At 70.5% G+C, this 17,164-nt stretch carries 15 protein-coding genes; 12 read left to right on the top strand and 3 right to left on the bottom strand.

Translation table 11 applies throughout. The annotated features are described in order from the left end of the window. Window positions 1–7: 7 nt before the first annotated feature. Window positions 8–730, top strand: coding sequence for a FadR/GntR family transcriptional regulator (locus ACYVHU_RS18740; RefSeq protein WP_078762911.1), 723 nt, complete (start codon window positions 8–10; stop codon window positions 728–730). Here the strand turns inward: ACYVHU_RS18740 and ACYVHU_RS18735 are convergent. Next, window positions 727–2,100 (bottom strand): GntP family permease, encoded by a 1,374-nt coding sequence (locus ACYVHU_RS18735; protein WP_078762910.1) that lies wholly within the window; start codon window positions 2,098–2,100, stop codon window positions 727–729. The genes ACYVHU_RS18740 and ACYVHU_RS18735 overlap by 4 nt on opposite strands. 411 nt (window positions 2,101–2,511) lie before the next feature. On the opposite strand from ACYVHU_RS18735, the gene manA reads away from it, so the two are divergent. Further along, entirely contained in the window at window positions 2,512–3,726 is a 1,215-nt protein-coding gene (gene manA, locus ACYVHU_RS18730) for a mannose-6-phosphate isomerase, class I (RefSeq protein ID WP_432939516.1), read from the top strand. Window positions 3,727–3,822: 96 nt separating this feature from the next. Next, entirely contained in the window at window positions 3,823–4,197 is a 375-nt protein-coding gene (locus ACYVHU_RS18725) for an FKBP-type peptidyl-prolyl cis-trans isomerase (protein WP_078762908.1), read from the top strand. A gap of 37 nt (window positions 4,198–4,234) precedes the next feature. On the opposite strand, the gene ACYVHU_RS18720 is transcribed toward ACYVHU_RS18725, so the two are convergent. Further along, complete coding sequence (locus tag ACYVHU_RS18720; protein WP_078762907.1) at window positions 4,235–5,410, bottom strand: acyl-CoA dehydrogenase family protein; 1,176 nt, start codon at window positions 5,408–5,410, stop codon at window positions 4,235–4,237. A 177-nt stretch (window positions 5,411–5,587) separates the two neighbouring features. Between ACYVHU_RS18720 and ACYVHU_RS18715 the strand changes: the two genes are divergently transcribed. After that, the gene (locus ACYVHU_RS18715; RefSeq protein ID WP_078762906.1) at window positions 5,588–6,217 is read left to right on the top strand and encodes a TetR/AcrR family transcriptional regulator; all 630 of its coding nucleotides are present in this window, start codon (window positions 5,588–5,590) and stop codon (window positions 6,215–6,217) included. 321 nt (window positions 6,218–6,538) lie between these two features. Further along, window positions 6,539–7,807: an SLC13 family permease gene (locus ACYVHU_RS18710; protein ID WP_078762905.1), complete on the top strand. Its 1,269-nt coding sequence runs from the start codon at window positions 6,539–6,541 to the stop codon at window positions 7,805–7,807. Between the two features lie 72 nt (window positions 7,808–7,879). Here the strand turns inward: ACYVHU_RS18710 and ACYVHU_RS18705 are convergent, their stop codons facing one another. Beyond that, complete coding sequence (locus tag ACYVHU_RS18705; protein WP_159457287.1) at window positions 7,880–8,557, bottom strand: DedA family protein; 678 nt, start codon at window positions 8,555–8,557, stop codon at window positions 7,880–7,882. 398 nt (window positions 8,558–8,955) lie between these two features. Between ACYVHU_RS18705 and ACYVHU_RS18700 the strand changes: the two genes are divergently transcribed. The 7 genes from ACYVHU_RS18700 (at window position 8,956) to ACYVHU_RS18670 (ending at window position 16,848) form a co-directional block, all read left to right on the top strand. Beyond that, window positions 8,956–9,726, top strand: coding sequence for an AfsR/SARP family transcriptional regulator (locus tag ACYVHU_RS18700; protein WP_078762903.1), 771 nt, complete (start codon window positions 8,956–8,958; stop codon window positions 9,724–9,726). A gap of 253 nt (window positions 9,727–9,979) precedes the next feature. After that, window positions 9,980–10,345: a DurN family substrate-assisted peptide maturase gene (locus ACYVHU_RS18695; RefSeq protein ID WP_078762902.1), complete on the top strand. Its 366-nt coding sequence runs from the start codon at window positions 9,980–9,982 to the stop codon at window positions 10,343–10,345. 35 nt (window positions 10,346–10,380) lie between these two features. Then, window positions 10,381–10,620 (top strand): cinnamycin family lantibiotic, encoded by a 240-nt coding sequence (locus ACYVHU_RS18690; RefSeq protein WP_078762901.1) that lies wholly within the window; start codon window positions 10,381–10,383, stop codon window positions 10,618–10,620. Between the two features lie 125 nt (window positions 10,621–10,745). Further along, window positions 10,746–13,955: a type 2 lanthipeptide synthetase LanM family protein gene (locus ACYVHU_RS18685; protein WP_078762900.1), complete on the top strand. Its 3,210-nt coding sequence runs from the start codon at window positions 10,746–10,748 to the stop codon at window positions 13,953–13,955. 8 nt (window positions 13,956–13,963) lie between these two features. Further along, window positions 13,964–14,866: a Nif11-like leader peptide family natural product precursor gene (locus tag ACYVHU_RS18680; RefSeq protein ID WP_078762899.1), complete on the top strand. Its 903-nt coding sequence runs from the start codon at window positions 13,964–13,966 to the stop codon at window positions 14,864–14,866. A gap of 162 nt (window positions 14,867–15,028) precedes the next feature. Further along, a complete protein-coding gene (locus tag ACYVHU_RS18675) occupies window positions 15,029–15,973 on the top strand; it encodes an ATP-binding cassette domain-containing protein (protein ID WP_235001075.1) in 945 nt (314 codons plus the stop codon). Next, window positions 15,970–16,848, top strand: coding sequence for an ABC transporter permease (locus ACYVHU_RS18670; RefSeq protein ID WP_078762898.1), 879 nt, complete (start codon window positions 15,970–15,972; stop codon window positions 16,846–16,848). Before ACYVHU_RS18675 ends, ACYVHU_RS18670 begins: the two co-directional genes overlap by 4 nt. Window positions 16,849–17,164: the final 316 nt, after the last annotated feature.

Here is a 17,164-nt window from a genome sequence, read left to right as displayed (position 1 = left end):
GAGCGCGATGACAGCCGAGGCGGATCACCGCACCCTGCACAACCGTGTGCTGGCCGTACTGGGCCCGGCGATCGCCGCGGGGGAGTACGCCCCCGGCCACGTCTTCACCCTGGAACGGCTGGAACGCGACCACGGGGTCTCGCGGACCGTGGCCCGCGAGGCGGTCCGGGTCCTGGAGTCCATGAGGCTCGTCGTGAGCCGGCCCCGCACCGGGGTGCGGGTCCGCCCGCCCGAGGACTGGAGCGTCCTGGACCCCCGCCTCATCCGCTGGCGGCTGGCCGGACCGGGACGCGGCACGCAGCTGCGCTCGCTCACCGAGCTGCGCGCGGCGATCGAGCCGCCGGCCGCCGCCGCGGCGGCCCGCCGCGCCAGCGCCGCCCAGCGCGACCGCGTGGTGGCGATCAACGAGCGGATGGCGGTGACGGGCCGGGCCGGCGACATGGAGACGTTCCTGCGCCTGGACATCGAGTTCCACCACCTCATCCTTGAGTTGTCCGGAAACGAGATGTTCGCCGGCCTGTCCGGGGTGGTCGCCGAGGTGCTGGCCGGGCGGACCGCCTACGACCTGATGCCGCGTCACCCCAGACCCGAGGCGCTGCGCCTGCACGCCCACGTCGCCTCGGCCATCCATGACGGCCTCCCCGATGTCGCGGAGGCCGCCATGCGGGCGATCGTGGACGAGGTGGTCACGGCGCTGGAACAGGCCGGGGAGACCCCCGCGTCCCCCTAGAGCACCAGGCTCAGCAGGAAGGCGAAGGCGAAGCCGATCACGCCGATCAGCGTCTCCATCACCGTCCAGGTCTTCAGCGTGGTCTTGGTGTCCATGCCGAGGAAGCGGCCGACCAGCCAGAACCCGGAGTCGTTGACGTGGGAGAGCGCGGTCGAACCACAGGCGATCGCGATGACGATCAGCGCCAGGTCGATGCCGGACAGCCCCGCGGTGGCCTCGACGGTCGGCGCGACCAGCGCCGCCGCGGTGGTCAGCGCCACGGTGGCCGAGCCCTGCGCGACCCGCAGGGCCAGCGCGATCACGAACGCGGCGACGATCACGGGCAGGCCGGTGGACTCCAGGCTGGAGGCGAGCGCCTCGCCGATGCCGCTGGCGCGCAGCACGCCGCCGAACATGCCGCCGGCGCCGGTGATGAGGATGATGGCGCAGACCGGGCCCAACGCGCCGTTGACGATCTCCTCGACCTGGGCGCGGGAGCGGCCCCGGCCCAGCACGATCATGCTGACGATCGCGGTGATCAGCAGCGCGATCGAGGTCTGGCCGATCAGGACCAGGATCTGGGCCCACAGCTGTTCCCCGTCGACGACGCCGGCGGTGCTCAGCGTCGTGATGCCGGTGTTGCAGAAGATCAGCACCATCGGCAGCAGCAGGATGAACAGGACCGTGCCGAAGGACGGCGGACGGTCGTACTTCAGCTCGCCCTCGGCGGTGAAGTCGTCGGGGACCGGGACCTGGAAGCGGCCGCCCGCGTACTTGGAGAACAGGTAGGAGGCCAGGTACCAGGTGGGGATGGCCAAAATGGTGCCGAAGAGCAGCGTCGTGCCGAGGTTGGCGCCGAGCAGGTCGGCGGCGGCCACCGGTCCGGGGTGGGGCGGCACGAAGGCGTGCATGACGGCGAAGGCGCCGGCCGCGGGCAGCGCGTACAGCAGGACCGAGCCGCCCAGGCGGCGGGCGACGCTGAACACGACCGGCAGCATGACGATGAGGCCGGCGTCGAAGAAGATCGGGAAGCCGAACAGCAGCGAGGCGACGCCCAGGGCGAACGGCGCACGCTTCTCACCGAACGTCTTGATCAGGGTGTGGGCCAAGACGGCGGCGCCGCCGGTGATCTCCAGTAGGCGTCCGATCATCACGCCCAGGCCGACCAGCAGAGCGACGCTGGCCAGGGTGCCGCCGAAGCCGTCCAGCAGGGTGGGGACGATGTCGGCGACGGGGATCCGCGTCGCGATCGCGACGAGCAGGCTGACCAGGACCAGCGACACGAACGCGTGCAGCCGCACCTTCATGACGAGGAAGAGCAGCACGGCGACGGCGCCTGCTGCGATCAGCAGCAACGGCCCTGTGCCGTATGCGGGCTCGATGGCTTCCAACTGTGCCTCCGGACGAGGGGTCGCAGGGGGCGGGGCGCGGTGGGGGAAGCGCCCGGCCGGATATCTGCGGCAATGGTAATACCATTTGTGAGCCTTTGTGAGCCTGCCTGTTCGAAATTGTTAGGAGGGGGAGGGTGGGGCGGTCCACGCCGCGCCTGGGAGTCCGCCGTGGCCGGGGTTGAACGCCGCGGGGTGAGACGGGTCACCGCGGCCTCCAACGATCCGCCTGGTGAGCCGTCCCCGGTGTCCTCTCCACGACGAGGGGAAGGACAAGAACACGGAGAGCAGGAGGCGACGGGGTGGTGCCCTCACCACCCTGGCCGTAGCGACAGCCCTGAAGACACGGAGAAGCCGAGTCCGGGAGACTGGGCAAATCGGGCGCTATGAGACGGCAACGAAAGAGCGGGGCGGATGCGAAGGCTGATCAACCAGGTACGCCCGTACGCGTGGGGCTCCCAGACCGCGATTCCCCGCCTGCTGGGAACCCCTCCGGACGGTCGTCCCCAGGCCGAGCTGTGGCTCGGCGCGCATCCGGGGGCGCCGAGCCGTCTGCTCGTCGACGGCGAGGAGGTGCCGTTCGACGGGGTCATCGCGCAGGATCCCAAGGAGACCCTGGGCGAGCAGGTGGTGCTGCGCTTCGGGGAACGGCTGCCGTTCCTGCTGAAGGTGCTCGCGGCCGAGGCCCCGCTCTCGCTCCAGGCCCACCCCGACTCCAGCCGGGCCTGCGCCGGTTTCCTCGCGGAGGAGGCGGCGGGCATTCCGGTGGACGCTCCGCACCGCAACTACCGTGACCCCCACCACAAGCCCGAACTCGTCCTCGCGCTGGAGCCCTTCGAGGCGTTGTGCGGCTTCCGGGACCCCGCCGAGACGTTCGCCGACCTGGCACCGTGTGAGGGACGCCTGGCGCGGCTCCTGCGCGGCGACCTGGAGACGGCCGACCCCAACGTCGCGCTACGGGCCGCCATGACCAGGCTGTTGACGCTGCCCGCGGATGGACGCGCCGAACTGGTCGGTGAACTCGTGGAGTCGCTCCGCGATCCGGCGTGCGCCCGCCCCGGCAGCGCCATGAACGCCCGGGCAACGATCGAGCTGGCCGAACGCTACCCCGGCGACCCGGGAGCGGTCGCGGCGCTCCTGCTCAACTGGGTGGAGCTGCAACCCGGCCAGGCGCTGTTCCTGCCGGCCGGCAACGTCCACGCCTACCTGCGGGGCACCGCCGTGGAGGTCATGGCCAGTTCCGACAACGTGCTGCGGGCGGGCCTGACCAGCAAGCACGTCGACATCCAGGAGCTGCTCGACGTGGTGGACTTCTCGGTGCTGCCCATCCCCTACGTGCGGCCGGTGCGCAGCCAGGGACGTCTGGACTACCTGCCCGGTGTCGAGGAGTTCGCGCTGTCGGTCGTGGAGCCGGGAACCGGCGTCGCGCGGCTTCCCGGCGAGGTGCCGCGGATCGTCCTGGTGCTGGAGGGACGGGCCGAGCTGCGCCCCGAGCGGGGAGGGGCGCTCGTGCTGGGCCGGGGCGACTCGGTGTTCGTCCCGGCGGCGGACGGCGAGGTCGAGATCGGCGGGGACGCCCACGTGGTCGCCGCGACCATCGGCGGCTGGGCCACCGCGGGGCCGCGATGACCGCCGCCCGGGGAGGGGACGACGGTGGCGCGGGGGACCCGGCGCAGGCCCTAGGCTGAAGAGCTCATTTCCGACGATTCCCAGGGGGAACACACGATGGCGCTTGAGCGTCCCGAGGTCGACTTCGTCGACGGCCCGCCGCCGGCGGACCTCCAGATCACCGACATCACCATCGGAGAGGGGGCCCAGGCCGGCCACGGCTCCACCGTCAGCGTCCACTACGTCGGCGTCGCGCACTCCACGGGCGAGGAGTTCGACGCCTCGTGGAACCGGGGCGAGCCGCTGCGCTTCAAGCTGGGCGCCCGCCAGGTCATCGAGGGCTGGGACCAGGGCGTGCTCGGTATGCGCGTGGGCGGCCGGCGCAGGCTGGTCATCCCGCCGCACCTCGCCTACGGCGACCGTGGGGCGGGCGGCCGCATCAAGCCGGGCGAGACGTTGATCTTCGTCGTCGACCTCGTCGGGGTGAACTGAGGTTCGGCGAGGGGCGTCCGCACGGGACGCCCCTCGGTCACGACAGCGTCGAGCCGACCGTGACGTGTCCCTTGAGCAGGTCGCGGGCGATGGTGCGGCGCTGGATCTCGTCGGTGCCCTCGTAGATGCGCAGCAGCCGCAGCTCCCGGTACCAGCGTTCGATGGGCAGTTCCCTGGTGTAGCCCATGCCCCCGTGGATCTGGAGCACCCGGTCGACGATCTCGTTCGCCTTCACCCCGCCGTAGAGCTTGGCGATGGACTGGGCGTGGCGGGAGTCGCGGCCGTGGCCGACCTGCCAGGCCGCGTGCAGCACCAGCAGGCGGAGCGCCTCGATCTCCACCTGCGAGTCCGCGATCATCCATTGGATGGCCTGACGGTCGGCGAGCGGCGCCCCGAAGGTCTCGCGGGTCCGGGCGTGCTCGATCGCCATGGCGAGCAGGCGTTCGCAGGCGCCCAGGGCGCGGGCCGGCAGGAGGTAGCGTCCCTTGCCGATCCACTGCATCGCCAGTTCGAAGCCCCGGCCCACCTCTCCGAGCACGTTGGCCTCGGGGACCCGCACGTCCTCGAACACCAGGGAGGCCGGTCCCCACTCGCCCATCGTGGAGATCGGCTCGGAGCGCCAGCCGGCCTCGCGGTCCACCAGGAAGCAGGTCACGCCGCCGTTCGCCCCCTTGGCGGGGTCGGTCACCGCGAACACCATGGCGAAGTCGGCCTCGTGGCCGCGGGTGATGAACGTCTTCTCCCCGTTGATCACCCAGTCCGCGCCGTCCCGGTGGGCGCGGGTGCGGATCGCCTTCGCGTCGGAGCCCGCTCCGGGTTCGGTGATGGCGAAGCAGGAGACGCGCTCGCCCGCGATGGTGGGCAGCAGGTAGCGCTCACGCTGCTGGGCGTTGGCGTGGTAGAGGATGTTGTCGGCGTCGCCCCCGAAGCGGAACGGGACGAAGGAGCGGCCCAGCTCGATCTCCACCAGGGCGGCGCTGACGGGGTCCAGGCCCATGCCGCCGTACTCGGTGGGCGTCAGTATCCCCCAGAAGTCGGACCGTTTCGCGAGGAGTTGCAGGTCGCGCAGTTCCTCGGGGGTCAGGCCGTGGGTCTCGCCGCGGCGCTCGCGGCGCAGGACCTCGGTCTCCAGCGGCATGACCTCCCGTTCGACGAAGGTGCGGACCCAGGAACGGATCTCCCGTTGCTCCTCGGTGAGCGCGAAATCGACCATCGTCTCGACCCCTTCCGCGGGAGGGCCGTGCCGGATTCCCGTGCCGGTCTGGCGGCGCGCACGACCCATAAACTAACGCTGTTCGGTTTTGAGCGTAGGTCCACGGAAGGCGCGCGGGCAAGGGGCGGTTCCCCGATACTGGGAGACGACATCGAACATCTGACGGGAGAACCACGGGTGGCCCGACCGAAGACGCCGATCCTCAGCCCCGAGCGCATCCGGCGCGCGGCCCTCGACCTCGTCGACCGCGACGGGCTGGAGGGCCTGTCCATGCGCAGGCTCGCCGGCGAACTCGGTGTCCAGGCCGCCTCGCTGTACGGCCACTACCGCACAAAGGACGACCTCCTCCACGACATCGCCAACGAGATCATGGAGAAGGTCGACGTCTCCGGTTTCGAGGGGGGCGACTGGCGCCACGGTCTGACCGTCTGGGCGCGCTCCTACCGCGCCGCGCTGGCCGCGCACCCGCACATGGTGCCCTTCATCGCCATGGGGCCGGGGCGGCGGGAGGCGTCGCTGCGTCGCGCCGACGCGGTCCACGGAGGGCTCACCGGCGCCGGCTGGCCGCCCCGGATGGCCACCCTGATCGGCGCGGCGACGAAGTACCTGGTGGTCGGGGCGGCCATCAACTCCTTCGCCCGGGGCTTCGACGATGACGTCCGCGTCTACCTGGACCGCTACCCCAACCTCTCGCAGGCCCACCGCCTCTCCGAGCACGCCGCCCACATCGACGGCGACGGCTTCGACCTCGCCCTCTCGGCGTTCCTCGACGGTCTCGCCGACCGTTTCCCCCCGCGCTCCGACTGACTCGGGCCGTTCCGGCGGAACGGGGCCGCGCGGGTCGCGGGGTCGGCCCCGGATTCGAACGTCGCACCCGTCCATGGCAATATCGGGCGAATAGCGCTCCAGGTCGCAAACAGTGATATCGGCCCTCGTGCCAGAGCGCGAACACCGCCAGCAGCACGGTGTTCCCTTGTCCGCGCGTCCGTCCGTCCGGGGTGATCCCCCCCCCGTGTTCGCGCGCCACCGCGGTGGGCCCGCTGTCCGCCCCACAGGACACCAGCCGGGCCACCGCGGTATGCCCGCCACCGGACCCCGCCCCGTCGCGGAACGTGGAGTAAGGACCCCGTGACCCCTCAGCTCGTCTCCCTGGCCGTCCTGGTCGCGATGTTCGTGGTCGCGACCCTGTACCCGATCAACCTCGGCCTCATGGCCTTCGCGGCGGCGTTCGTCGTCGGAGCCCTGCTCCTGGGCATGTCCGTCGACGACATCGTCGCCGGCTTCCCCGGCGACATGTTCATCACCCTGGGCGGCATCACCTTCCTGTTCGGTATCGCCCAGGCCAACGGGACCGTCGACCTGATCATCTCCTCCGCGATCAGGCTGGTGCGCGGCCGGCTGTGGGCGGTGGTGTGGCTGATGTTCGCCCTGGCGGCCACGCTCATGGCCCTCGGTTCGATCATGGCGGTGGCGATGGTCGCCCCCATCGCCCTGGGGATCGCGGCCCGGCACCGCATCGATCCCCTGCTCATGGGGTTCATGGTGGTCCACGGGGCACTGGGGGCGGGTTTCTCGCCGCTGAGCGTCTACGGCGCGTTCGTCAACGGGATGATCGCCAAGACCGACCTGCCGCACAGCCCGTTGCTGCTGTTCCTCATCCCCTTCGCCCTCAACCTGGCGTTCGCGCTGGTCCTGTTCCTCACGCTCGGCCGGCCGCTGCTGCGCTCCTCCACGGGCTCGGTTCCGCTCGAAAAGGACACCTCGGACGGGGCGACGGGGGGAGGACGGACGCCGCGCGCGCTCCTGTTCCAGCGGGCGGCGACCCTGCTCGGCCTGGTCGCCCTGTTCGTGGGGGCCGCCGGATTCGGAGTGGACGTCGGGTTCGCCGCGATCTGCATCGGGGTGGTCCTGGTGCTCATGGCGCCCAGGTCCTACGCCGACATCCTCGACCGGGTCAGCTGGTCCACGATCACCCTGGTCTGCGGGATGATGACCTACATGGCGGTGCTCGACTCCGCGGGCACCATCGACATGGCGGGGGAGGCCGTCGCGGGTCTGGGCGTACCGCTCGTGGCCGCGCTGCTGCTCTGCTACGTCGGGGGCGTCGTCTCGGCGTTCGGCTCCTCCATCGGGACCCTGGGGATCACCCTGCCCCTGGCGATGCCGCTGCTGTTGACCGGTGAGGTGGGCGCCATCGGGCTCGTCGCGGCGCTCGCGGCCTGTGCGACCATCGTCGACGTCAGCCCCTTCTCGACCAACGGCGCGATGGTGCTGGCCAACGCCCAGGTCGAGGACCGCGACCGTTTCTACCGCCGGATGGTCGCCTACAGCGGCCTGGTCGTGGGGCTCGCCCCGCTCCTGGTCTGGGGTGCCGCGGTCGTCCCCGGGACGCTGTGAGGGGGCGCCGGCGAATCGGCGCGTGGACCGGCCGGCTCCCCGATCGCTGGGGTCCTGTGCCCCGCGCGAGCCTCATGATGGGGGCGGTCCCGTCCGACGAGGCGCGCGCCTCGGGGGCCGAGGAGGGGCGGACGCCGCCCCCATGCTCCTCGGGGACGGTCGCGACGACCTGCGCCACAGCGCCCATCCCCCGGTCAGGGCCAGACCCACGGCGGCGGCGGTGAGCACGACGACGTACGGATCCACGGAAGCGGCCGAGACCCCCACGGCGTAGCCCACGCCGATCTCCAGCGTCGCCCACCCGGCGGCCCCCAGCACGGCCCCCGGGGCGACCCTGCGGTAGGGGAGCCCGCCGAGGCCTACCAGATGCGGGGTCAGCGTTCGGACGAAGGGGATGAAACGCCCCACGAACATCGCCCAGGCGCCGTACCTGCGAATGATTTCCTCGGCGCGCTGACGGTGGCGCAGGACCCGCTCCGACCGGCTGCCGCGCCATAGCCGCGGCCCCAGCAGGCGAGCGCTGTGGAAGCCGATGGCGTCGCCGGCCACCGCCGCCGTCACGGCGGTGGCCAGGACGGCGGCCAACGGCACCGTCCCGGTGGCCGCGAGAAGGCCGGCGGTCAGCATGATGGCCAGGCTGGGGACCACGACCCCGGGCAGCAGCGCGGTCTCGGCGAGCACGAACAGCCCCAGGGCGGGGAGGAGCAGGGGCGTGGGCAGGTCGGCGAGCAGGTCGCCGGAGGAGGTCATCGGCCGTGTGGGGGACGGGGGCGCACCGGTCCGGCCGTGACGGAATCGGGGTCGCGCACCGCTCACCTCACCCGTCGTCATCGTCGTCCCGGGACGATCCTAGCCGTATCGCCTCCCGGCGGTCCCCGAATTCGGGCCTGGGGCGGGACGGAATTCGGGAGGTCCGGCCGAAGACCGTCCGGAAACGAGGCCGATCCTGGGATGACCTCTGACATTCCAGCGTGAACACGGCAGGGAAAATGTGTGAATCCCCCCGCTCCTTCGGGAACGGAACCGTGGGCGTGGTCGATGACTAAAATTCGCTTCCGGCCACGAGGGTGGCGGATGTCTTCATATCCCCGATCCGGTTGTGGTCACCGATTTCCGGAAACACCTTGCTCCGGCAAGGGAGAGGAGTGATGGATATGGCCCACCGGCTGGAATTTCGCGTTCTCGGCCCTCTTGACGTCACCTCGCAGAGCGGACCGGTCCGCATTCCCGCCGGTAAACAGCGGGTACTGCTGTCCGCGCTCCTGCTCGCGCCCAACACCGTGGTGTCGCTGGAGGAACTGGTCGGCCTCCTGTGGGACGACGTGCGGCCGGACAGCCCCCGCGCTGCCCTGCACACCTGTCTCACCAGGTTGCGCGCGACCCTCGACTCCCGTGGAGCGGGCCCCTCCGGCCTCATCCGCACCACCGCCGCCGGCTATCTCATCGAGGTGGGACCCGAGGAACTGGATCTCCTGCGCTTTCGCGCCCACAGCGGCGCGGCGCACGCCGCGGCGAAGCGGGGCGACCAGGCGGCGGAGCGTATGGCCCTGGACCGCGCGGTGGAACTGTGGCGCGGCCCGATGCTGCCGGACGTCCGCTCCGCCTCCCTCCACCGCGACGTCGTTCCCCGGATCACCGAGGAGTGGCTGCGGGTGCGCGAGCGCCGGCATGAGATCAGCATGGCGGGAGGGTGCTACGACGAGCTCGTCGGTGAACTGCGGGAGCTCGTCCGCCGCTACCCCTTCCATGAGCGGTTCTGGTATCAGCTCATCGTCTGTCTGTGCCGTTGCGGGCGCCGTGTCGAGGCGCTTGAGGCGTTCGGTGAGATCAGTGGGCGCTTGCGCGAGGAGATGGGGATGGACCCCGGCCGGCAGCTGCGTGACCTGCACCTGTCCATTCTTCGGGGCGAACCGGACTGAACGCCAATATGGCGACGATAGTTTCCTAGTTCTCTAAAATTGACATCCGGCCGTTTTTTCTCGAAGCTTGAAAAAGTTCGCTCATATTTCCTATCGATTTACTGGGAAATGTGCTGCCGAGTGTAAGTGGAGAGAAAGTCCACTGAAAGCCTGGGCTGCTTATATTTACTTTGCGCGATGTAGGGGAACGGCGAAAAGCGGGATTTTCCGGAACCTTTGTTTGGTCTGTCCTGACCAGTGAGGAAGGTGGCTGATGACGGTAAAGCCTCCCACCATATATGAAGGCGTCCACACTATTCGTCAGATTCAGAGTCTGATGATTCTGTGCTCGCTTCTCCCACCTGACGGAAAGCTTCGCGAGGCCCTCCAGATCGCGCTCGCGCTGCACGAGGAGCCTCTGCTCGCCCAGATCACGCCCATATCAGACCTCCACCCGCACACCGCCAAGGAGTGGCTCGAAACCCTCTGGAGGCGCGACGACCTGTCACCCCAGGTGAAGGAGTTGGTCGACTGGCAGAGCAATAGCGACAACATGAGTGCCGCCATCCAAGAACTCAGAAACGTCGAGCAGCAGAGCGGTATGAAGCTGGTCGCCGTGAAGCCCGAGCAGACCACCTGACCAACGGTCAGGTCACACCACGAGAAGGAGTCTCCATGTCCATGACCATGACCCTCCAGCAGGCCGTCGTCGACGACGAGTTCCGCAGCGTCCTGCTCGCCGACCCCGCGGCCTTCGGCCTCTCGGTCGAGTCGCTGCCCGGCGCGGTCGAGCGGCAGGACCACGAGGCGATCGAGGCCTTCACCGAGGCCGTTGTCGCCAGCGAGATCTACGCCTGCGCCAGCACCTGCAGCTTCGGCCCCTTCACCATCGCCTGCGACGGCACCACGAAGTAGCCGGAGAGCCGGCGCGGGGTGACCCCGCGCCGGCGGGGTGGCGGGCCGGTGGTGCCGGATCGCCACCCCTCGGAGTCCGTTCCGCGTGTTTCCGCCGTTTCGTCGTCCACCGAGGAGCCCCCAGTATGGGAAACGCCCACCCAGTCGATATCGCGGCCCGCGCCTGCAACCTGGCGGAGCGCATGCGTGTCGTCGAATCCCTTGGTGGGCCTCCCCCGACGGCCCCCACCGACCTCGGCCCTCTCGACACCTGGCGGATCGGCCGCATCGCGGGCCGGCTCGCCCTCAAGGCCGCCCGCGAGGTCCACCACGTACCGACCCCGCCCCGCTACGACAAGGACGAGCTGGTCCGCGTCCTGACCGACTACCGGCGGCACGAACTCGCCCTCGACTCCTCGGAGGACTCCGCCGCGAAGCTACGCGAGCTCCTCGGCGACATCCACGGCGAATGGCTGCCCACCTACCGGTCGGCCCTTGAGGGGTTCGACGCGGGCGAGGACCCCGACGCAGGGTGGCGCGACTTCGACACCTACTACGGACGGTTGGCCAAGGCCTGCGAACCGTTCCTCCTCGAACTCGGCCGCCGGTTGCGCGGGCCGCGCAGGCCCGACACCGCTCCCGCCGCCCCCGGCGTCGTCGAGGGCTTCCAACGCCACCTGCTCGACCGGTTCGAACTCGCGTTGGCCTGGGCCGTCGAGGCCGACGCCAAGGTCCACTGCGCCCAGGCCGGGATCGATCCCGACCGGGCCTCCCGTGACGACTACCTCGGCTACCTCGACTCCACCTTCGGCGACGCCTCCTCCTACCACGCCTTCTACCTCCGCTTCCCGGTACTGGGACGATGGTTGGCCCACGTCACCCGGCTTCTCGCCGATTACGGCCGGGACCTCACCGCTCACCTCGCAGCCGACGGCCCCCTTCTCTCCCGGGCCTTCTTCGACCGGCCCGTCACGGGCGTGCGCGCCGTGCGCCTCGGACGCTCCGACCCGCACGCCGGCGCGCGCAGCGTCGCGTTCGTCGACGTCGAACTCGCCGACGGGGGGACCGGAACCGTCGTCTACAAACCGCGCTGCATCGCCGCCGAGTCGGCCATGCAGGAGCTGCTGTCCCGCATCACCGAGGACGGCGCCCTCGACTTCGCCACTCGCCATGTGCTGCCCCGGGACGGCTACGGTTACGAAGCGCTCATCCCCTCCGGGCGCAATCGGGTCCGTACCTCGGAACAGGTCAAGCGCATCTACCGCCAACTCGGCGGTTATCTCGGCGTCTTCCACGCCCTGGGAGGCGGCGACCTCCACTTCGAGAACGTCATCGTCGCGGACGGGAACGCCTACATCTGCGACTGCGAGACCGTGCTCGGGGTGCGTCCCAAGGGACAGGGGAACAAGTCCGGCACCCTGCTCGACTCCGTCTTCAGCACGGGACTGCTCGAATGGCCCGATTCCCAGGCGCGCGGAGGGCCCGCCACCATGCGCATCAGCGGTTACACCGGCGGCACCTCGTATGAGATGCCGGTGGCCGTCCCGCGCATCGGCGACGAGCGGCTCAGCTTCCGCGCCGGCGTCGTCCACCGCACCGGTGTCGAGGTCCACCCCGACGCGGCCAACCGTGTCTTCCTCGGTGAGCAGCTGGTCCAGCCGGATGAGCACGCCGACGCCATCGCCGACGGGTTCGCCCGCGTCTACGAGTGGTTCCGCCGTCCCGACGCCGCCCGCCACGTCACCGAGGTCTTCACCGGTGTCTCCGTCCGCTTCATCAACCGCAGCACCCAGGTGTACGCCCAGGCGCTCATGTCGGCCCGCCACCCCAAGGCCCTGAGCGACCCGCTCGAGGTGGACCTCCTCAACAGCGTCGTCCGGACCTTCCCCCGCGCCTGGGACGACGGAGGGATCCTCGTCGAGCACGAACTCGGCTCCCTGTGGCGGCTGGACGTCCCCCTGTTCTCCGTGCAGGCCACGCGCCGCGACCTCGTCCACGACCACCGCGGCGAGATCCCCGGCTACCTCGAACTCTCCCCGCTCGAACACGTCACCGAGCGCATCGGCCGGTTGTCCGACACCGACCGCGGCCGGCAACACCACTACATCACCGCGAGCCTGTCCACCGGCGAGATCACCAGCCCCTCCTTTGTCGCGGCCTGCCTGGACAAGGCCGCCCAGGTCGGCGACCGCCTCTGCGCGGCCCTGCGCGAACCCACCGCCTCCGCCCCGTGGACCTCCTACGACGTCAGCGACGGACGCACCGTCAAGGTCGACGTCGAGGGCGATCTCTACCACGGGGCGGCGGGTATCGCCCTGTTCCTCGCCCACCTCGACTCCCTCGTCCCGCGGCCCGAGTTCCGACGGGCGGCCGAACGCGCGCTGGCCCACGCCGTCACGGCCTGCGACACCGACAGGATCGGTGCCTTCCAGGGGATGGGCGGGCTCATCTACCTGCTCACCCACCTCTCGCGCCTGTGGGACGATCCGGCTCTGCTCGAACGAGCCGTCCGGCTCGGCCGTGAGCTGCCCGACCGCATCGACGCCGACCGCCACCTCGACCTCTTCGGAGGAGCGGCCGGGCTCATCCCGATCCTGCTCGGCCTGGCGGCGGCCACCGACGGCAACGGTCTCGACACCGCCCGGCAATGCGCCGACCACCTGTTGCGCACCGCCGAGGCCGATGGCGAGGCGCTGACCTGGCCTCCCTTCCCGCCCGAGAGCAACCCGGTCCCGCTCACCGGATTCGCCCACGGCAGCGCCGGCATCGGATGGTCGCTGATCACGCTGGGGGCCTTCCTCGACCGTGGCGACTACGTCGAGGCGGGCCGACGGGCCTTCGCCTACGAGGCCCGCCACTTCGATTCCACCGAGCACGACTGGTACGACCTGCGCACCCTCGGCGGAGGGGTGGCGCGCGGCGGCCGGCACTACGCCAACGCCTGGTGCAACGGCGCCGCCGGCATCGGGCTGAGCCGCATCACCGGCTGGGCGGCGCTCGGCCGCGATGACGAGGGCCTGCTGCTCGAGGCACGCCAGGCGCTGGCCGCGACCATGCGGAACTTCCCTCGGCTCCGCAACGACACCCTGTGCCACGGTCGGTCGGGCAACGCCGAACTCTTCCTGCGTTTCGCCGAGCTCAAGGACGAGCCCGCGTTCCGGATGGAGGCCAACGTCCAGGCCCAGGCCCAGTGGCGCCACCTCGAATCCGGCGAGGGCGACTCCACTCGCTTCTTCCCGGGGCTCATGCTCGGCATCGCCGGTACCGGCATGCACATGCTGCGTCTGGCAGCACCCGACCGTGTGCCTTCCGTACTGCTGCTCGACCCGCCCGTGTCCACCACCGAGAAGGGCTGACCCGACCGATGTCGATCGAATCCTGCACCGATTTCCTGCGCACCGCGTACGCCTCGGAGGAGCTCATGCGGACCCTTCGGGCCATGACCGGGCCGAAGGAGATCATCGCGCTCGGCCGCCGGCACGGTTACGACTTCCACCTGGGTGACCTCGCGACGGCCTCCATGTCCTTCGCCCCCGAGTCCGCGCCGGGACCGCGCCCCGCGGCGTCGCCGCCTCCCTCCGAATCAGTCTTCTACCACCACGAATACGACATCGCCGATCTCCCCGGATTCGGCGACATCATCGATCTGCTCCCCCGGCTCAAGGTGCAACCGGACACGGTCGACCTCGCCCGTTTCGCCGACCGCTACCGTGAGGAGGACCGCGCCTCCACCGACCTCTCCCCGGTGAGCCAGGAGTTCCGGCGCTGGCAGAACCGGGTCGAGCGGGAGGAGAGCGCCAGGGGAGCCGACCCCCAACAGCGGGGTTTCCACCTCGTCAACCTCGACGAGCACGTCGACCACTCCGGGTACGACTCCTATCTCGACGCCAAGAGCGCCGCCGTCGGAGCGCTCGAAAGGGCCTTCGGCACCGAGGTCCGTTTCTCGGGGTCCATGTGGTATCCGCCGTCCAGCTACCGGCTGTGGCACACCAACGAGACCCAACCGGGCTGGCGCATGTACCTCATCGACTTCGACGCCCCCTTCACCGATCCCGAGCACACCACCTTCTTCCGCTACCTGCATCCGCGGACGGGTGAGCTCGTCACCTTGCGCGAGCGTCCGCGCATCGCCCGGTTCTTCAAGATCGAGCAGGATCCCGACCGGCTCTTCTGGCACTGCATCGTCAACCCCACCCAACGCCACCGGTGGAGCTTCGGGTTCGTGGTCCCCGACGACTGGCGCGAACGTCTGGGGCTGCCCGCCTGATTCGGCCCCGTGCCACGGCGACCGCGACCGCGGTCGCCCCACCAGCGAAGGGAGACCCCGTTGTTCCGAATCCGGCGTTTCGGTGGACGCACGCCCGCTCCTGCCGGCCCGCTCCCCGAAACGCCGGACGGTCACGCCGTTCCGGCGATCCGGGCCGTCGGAGTGCGCAAGAACTATCCCGGTGTCGAGGCGGTCCGCGGCCTCGACCTCACCGTCGCCCAGGGCGAGATGTTCGGCTTCCTCGGCCCCAACGGGTGCGGCAAGACGACCACCATCGCCATGATGTGCACGCTGGCCCGCCCCACCGCGGGCCGCATCGAGATCGCCGGACACGACACCTGCACGGCCCCCGGCCGGGTCCGCCGCCGGCTCGGCCTGGTCTTCCAGGAGACCACCCTCGATCTCGAACTCACCGCCGAGGAGAACCTGCGCTTCCACGCCGACCTGTACGCGCTGCCGCGCGCCACACTGGCCGGGCGCATCGAGGAGATGCTGTCCCTCGCCGGGCTCACCGACCGCCGCGACCGACCGGTGCGCACGTTCTCCGGGGGGATGCGCCGGCGTCTGGAGATCGCCCGAGGGTTGCTCCACCGGCCCAGCGTGCTGTTCTTGGACGAGCCCACCCTGGGACTCGACCCGCAGGCCCGCGCCGACATCTGGGAGCATCTGCGCGAGGTCCGTCGGCGTGAGGACACCACCCTCTTCCTCACCACGCACTACCTGGACGAGGCCGAGCAGTGCGACCGGATCGCCATCATCGACCACGGCCGCATCGTCACCCAGGGCTCCCCTGAAGAGCTCAAATCGGTGGTCGGCGCCGACCTGGTGGAACTGCGCACCGGCGACGACGCGGCGGCGGCCCGCGACCTGCGGGACCGTTTCGGCCTGGACCCGGCGGTGGGGGCCGGCGGCGTCGCGGTCCGCGCTCCCGACGGCGCCCGCCTCGTCCCCCGGCTCTGCGCGGGACTGGATGTGCCCGTCTACGCGGTCACCGTCACCCGCCCCACCCTCGACGACGTCTTCCTCCACCACACCGGGCACCGGATCCGCGAGGAGCCGACGCCCGCCAGCGCCACGCTCACCGAACTCGCCGGAGACCGCTCATGACCTCGATCGTGGCCCCCTCCGACCGGGGCGCTGTCGGTGACGAGAGGGACCGTTCCTCCACATTCGGCGCCGAGCTGCGCGCCGGCCGCATGGTGTGGTGGCGCGAGATGCTGCACTTCCTGCGCGATCCCGCGCGCACCGCTGTGTCGCTCTTCCAGCCGCTGATCTTCCTGTTCATCCTCGGGGTGGGGCTCTCCCGGCTCTACGCCCAGGCCGGCGCCGACCCGGGCGCGGGCGCCGACTACCTGGTCTTCCTGTTCCCCGGCGTGCTCGTCATGGCCGCCCAGGTGCCCGCGGTCTCGGTGGGGGCGTCCATCGTCTGGGATCGGCAGAGCGGGTTCCTGCGCGAGATGCTCGTCGCTCCGGTGCGTCGTTCGACCCTGCTCATCGGCAAGTGCCTGGGCGGGGCCACGGTCGCCACCTGTACCGGAACCGTCGTCCTCCTCTGCTGTGGGCTGGTCGGCGTCCCCTACCGTTTCGGTCTGTCGTTGCTGCTGCTCGCCGAATTGGGGTTGGCCTCGCTCGTCATGACCGCGCTCGGTGCGCTGGTGGCCGTGACCATCCGGCGCATCCAGACGTTCAACATCGTCCTCGGTGTGCTGATGACCCCGTTGCTCTTCCTGTCGGGCGCGGTGTTCCCGGTCGCGGCCATGCCGACCTGGATGGTGCCGGTCGCCCTGGTGAACCCGCTGACCTACACGATCGACGCGATGCGCCGGACCATCGCCCACTACACCGAGGACGGTGTCGCGCTCGCCGACCCGGTGGCATGGGGAACCTGGCATCCACCGGTGCTTCTCGAGCTGGGTCTGGCGGTCGGCTTCAGCGTGGTGCTGTTGGCGTTGGCGGCCCGCAGGTTCGCCCGCATCGACTGATCCCGTGCCCGGGCCGCGCTCGGGAGACGCAGGGCCCGCATCGTCACGTGGCCAACCGCGCGTCCGTTCGGGGAGGCGGCGCCGGTCTCGAAGCGCCGGTGTCCACGCCCGGTCCGATCGGGGGAGGAGCCCAGGTCGTCCACGCCCTATACGAGACGGGCATCCCCGGGCCGTCTCGTTCGCCGGACGCGTGGCGGTGGAGGGGGCGGACGCCCCTTGGCACGGGTAAGAGGGGCCTGCCGGTACCCGCCCTGCCGGTGGGACCGCGGACACGGTCTCACCGACACGGCCGATCGTCACCGCGCCTTGGGGCGCG

It is taken from the genome of Marinactinospora endophytica (assembly GCF_054780875.1).
Note: the sequence above shows the minus strand (reverse complement) of the source record. Positions and strands in the feature narration are given on the sequence as shown.

Bases quoted from the DNA above. Each gene is read 5' to 3' on its own strand.
- ACYVHU_RS18695 (WP_078762902.1), top strand. From the start codon at position 9,980: ATGACGGTAAAGCCTCCCACCATATATGAAGGCGTCCACACTATTCGT.
- ACYVHU_RS18740 (WP_078762911.1), top strand. From the start codon at position 8: ATGACAGCCGAGGCGGATCACCGCACCCTGCACAACCGTGTGCTGGCC.
- ACYVHU_RS18705 (WP_159457287.1), bottom strand. From the start codon at position 8,557: ATGACCTCCTCCGGCGACCTGCTCGCCGACCTGCCCACGCCCCTGCTC.
- ACYVHU_RS18720 (WP_078762907.1), bottom strand. From the start codon at position 5,410: ATGGTCGATTTCGCGCTCACCGAGGAGCAACGGGAGATCCGTTCCTGG.
- ACYVHU_RS18670 (WP_078762898.1), top strand. From the start codon at position 15,970: ATGACCTCGATCGTGGCCCCCTCCGACCGGGGCGCTGTCGGTGACGAG.
- ACYVHU_RS18725 (WP_078762908.1), top strand. From the start codon at position 3,823: ATGGCGCTTGAGCGTCCCGAGGTCGACTTCGTCGACGGCCCGCCGCCG.
- ACYVHU_RS18700 (WP_078762903.1), top strand. From the start codon at position 8,956: ATGGATATGGCCCACCGGCTGGAATTTCGCGTTCTCGGCCCTCTTGAC.
- ACYVHU_RS18685 (WP_078762900.1), top strand. From the start codon at position 10,746: ATGGGAAACGCCCACCCAGTCGATATCGCGGCCCGCGCCTGCAACCTG.
- ACYVHU_RS18690 (WP_078762901.1), top strand. From the start codon at position 10,381: ATGTCCATGACCATGACCCTCCAGCAGGCCGTCGTCGACGACGAGTTC.
- manA (WP_432939516.1), top strand. From the start codon at position 2,512: ATGCGAAGGCTGATCAACCAGGTACGCCCGTACGCGTGGGGCTCCCAG.
- ACYVHU_RS18680 (WP_078762899.1), top strand. From the start codon at position 13,964: ATGTCGATCGAATCCTGCACCGATTTCCTGCGCACCGCGTACGCCTCG.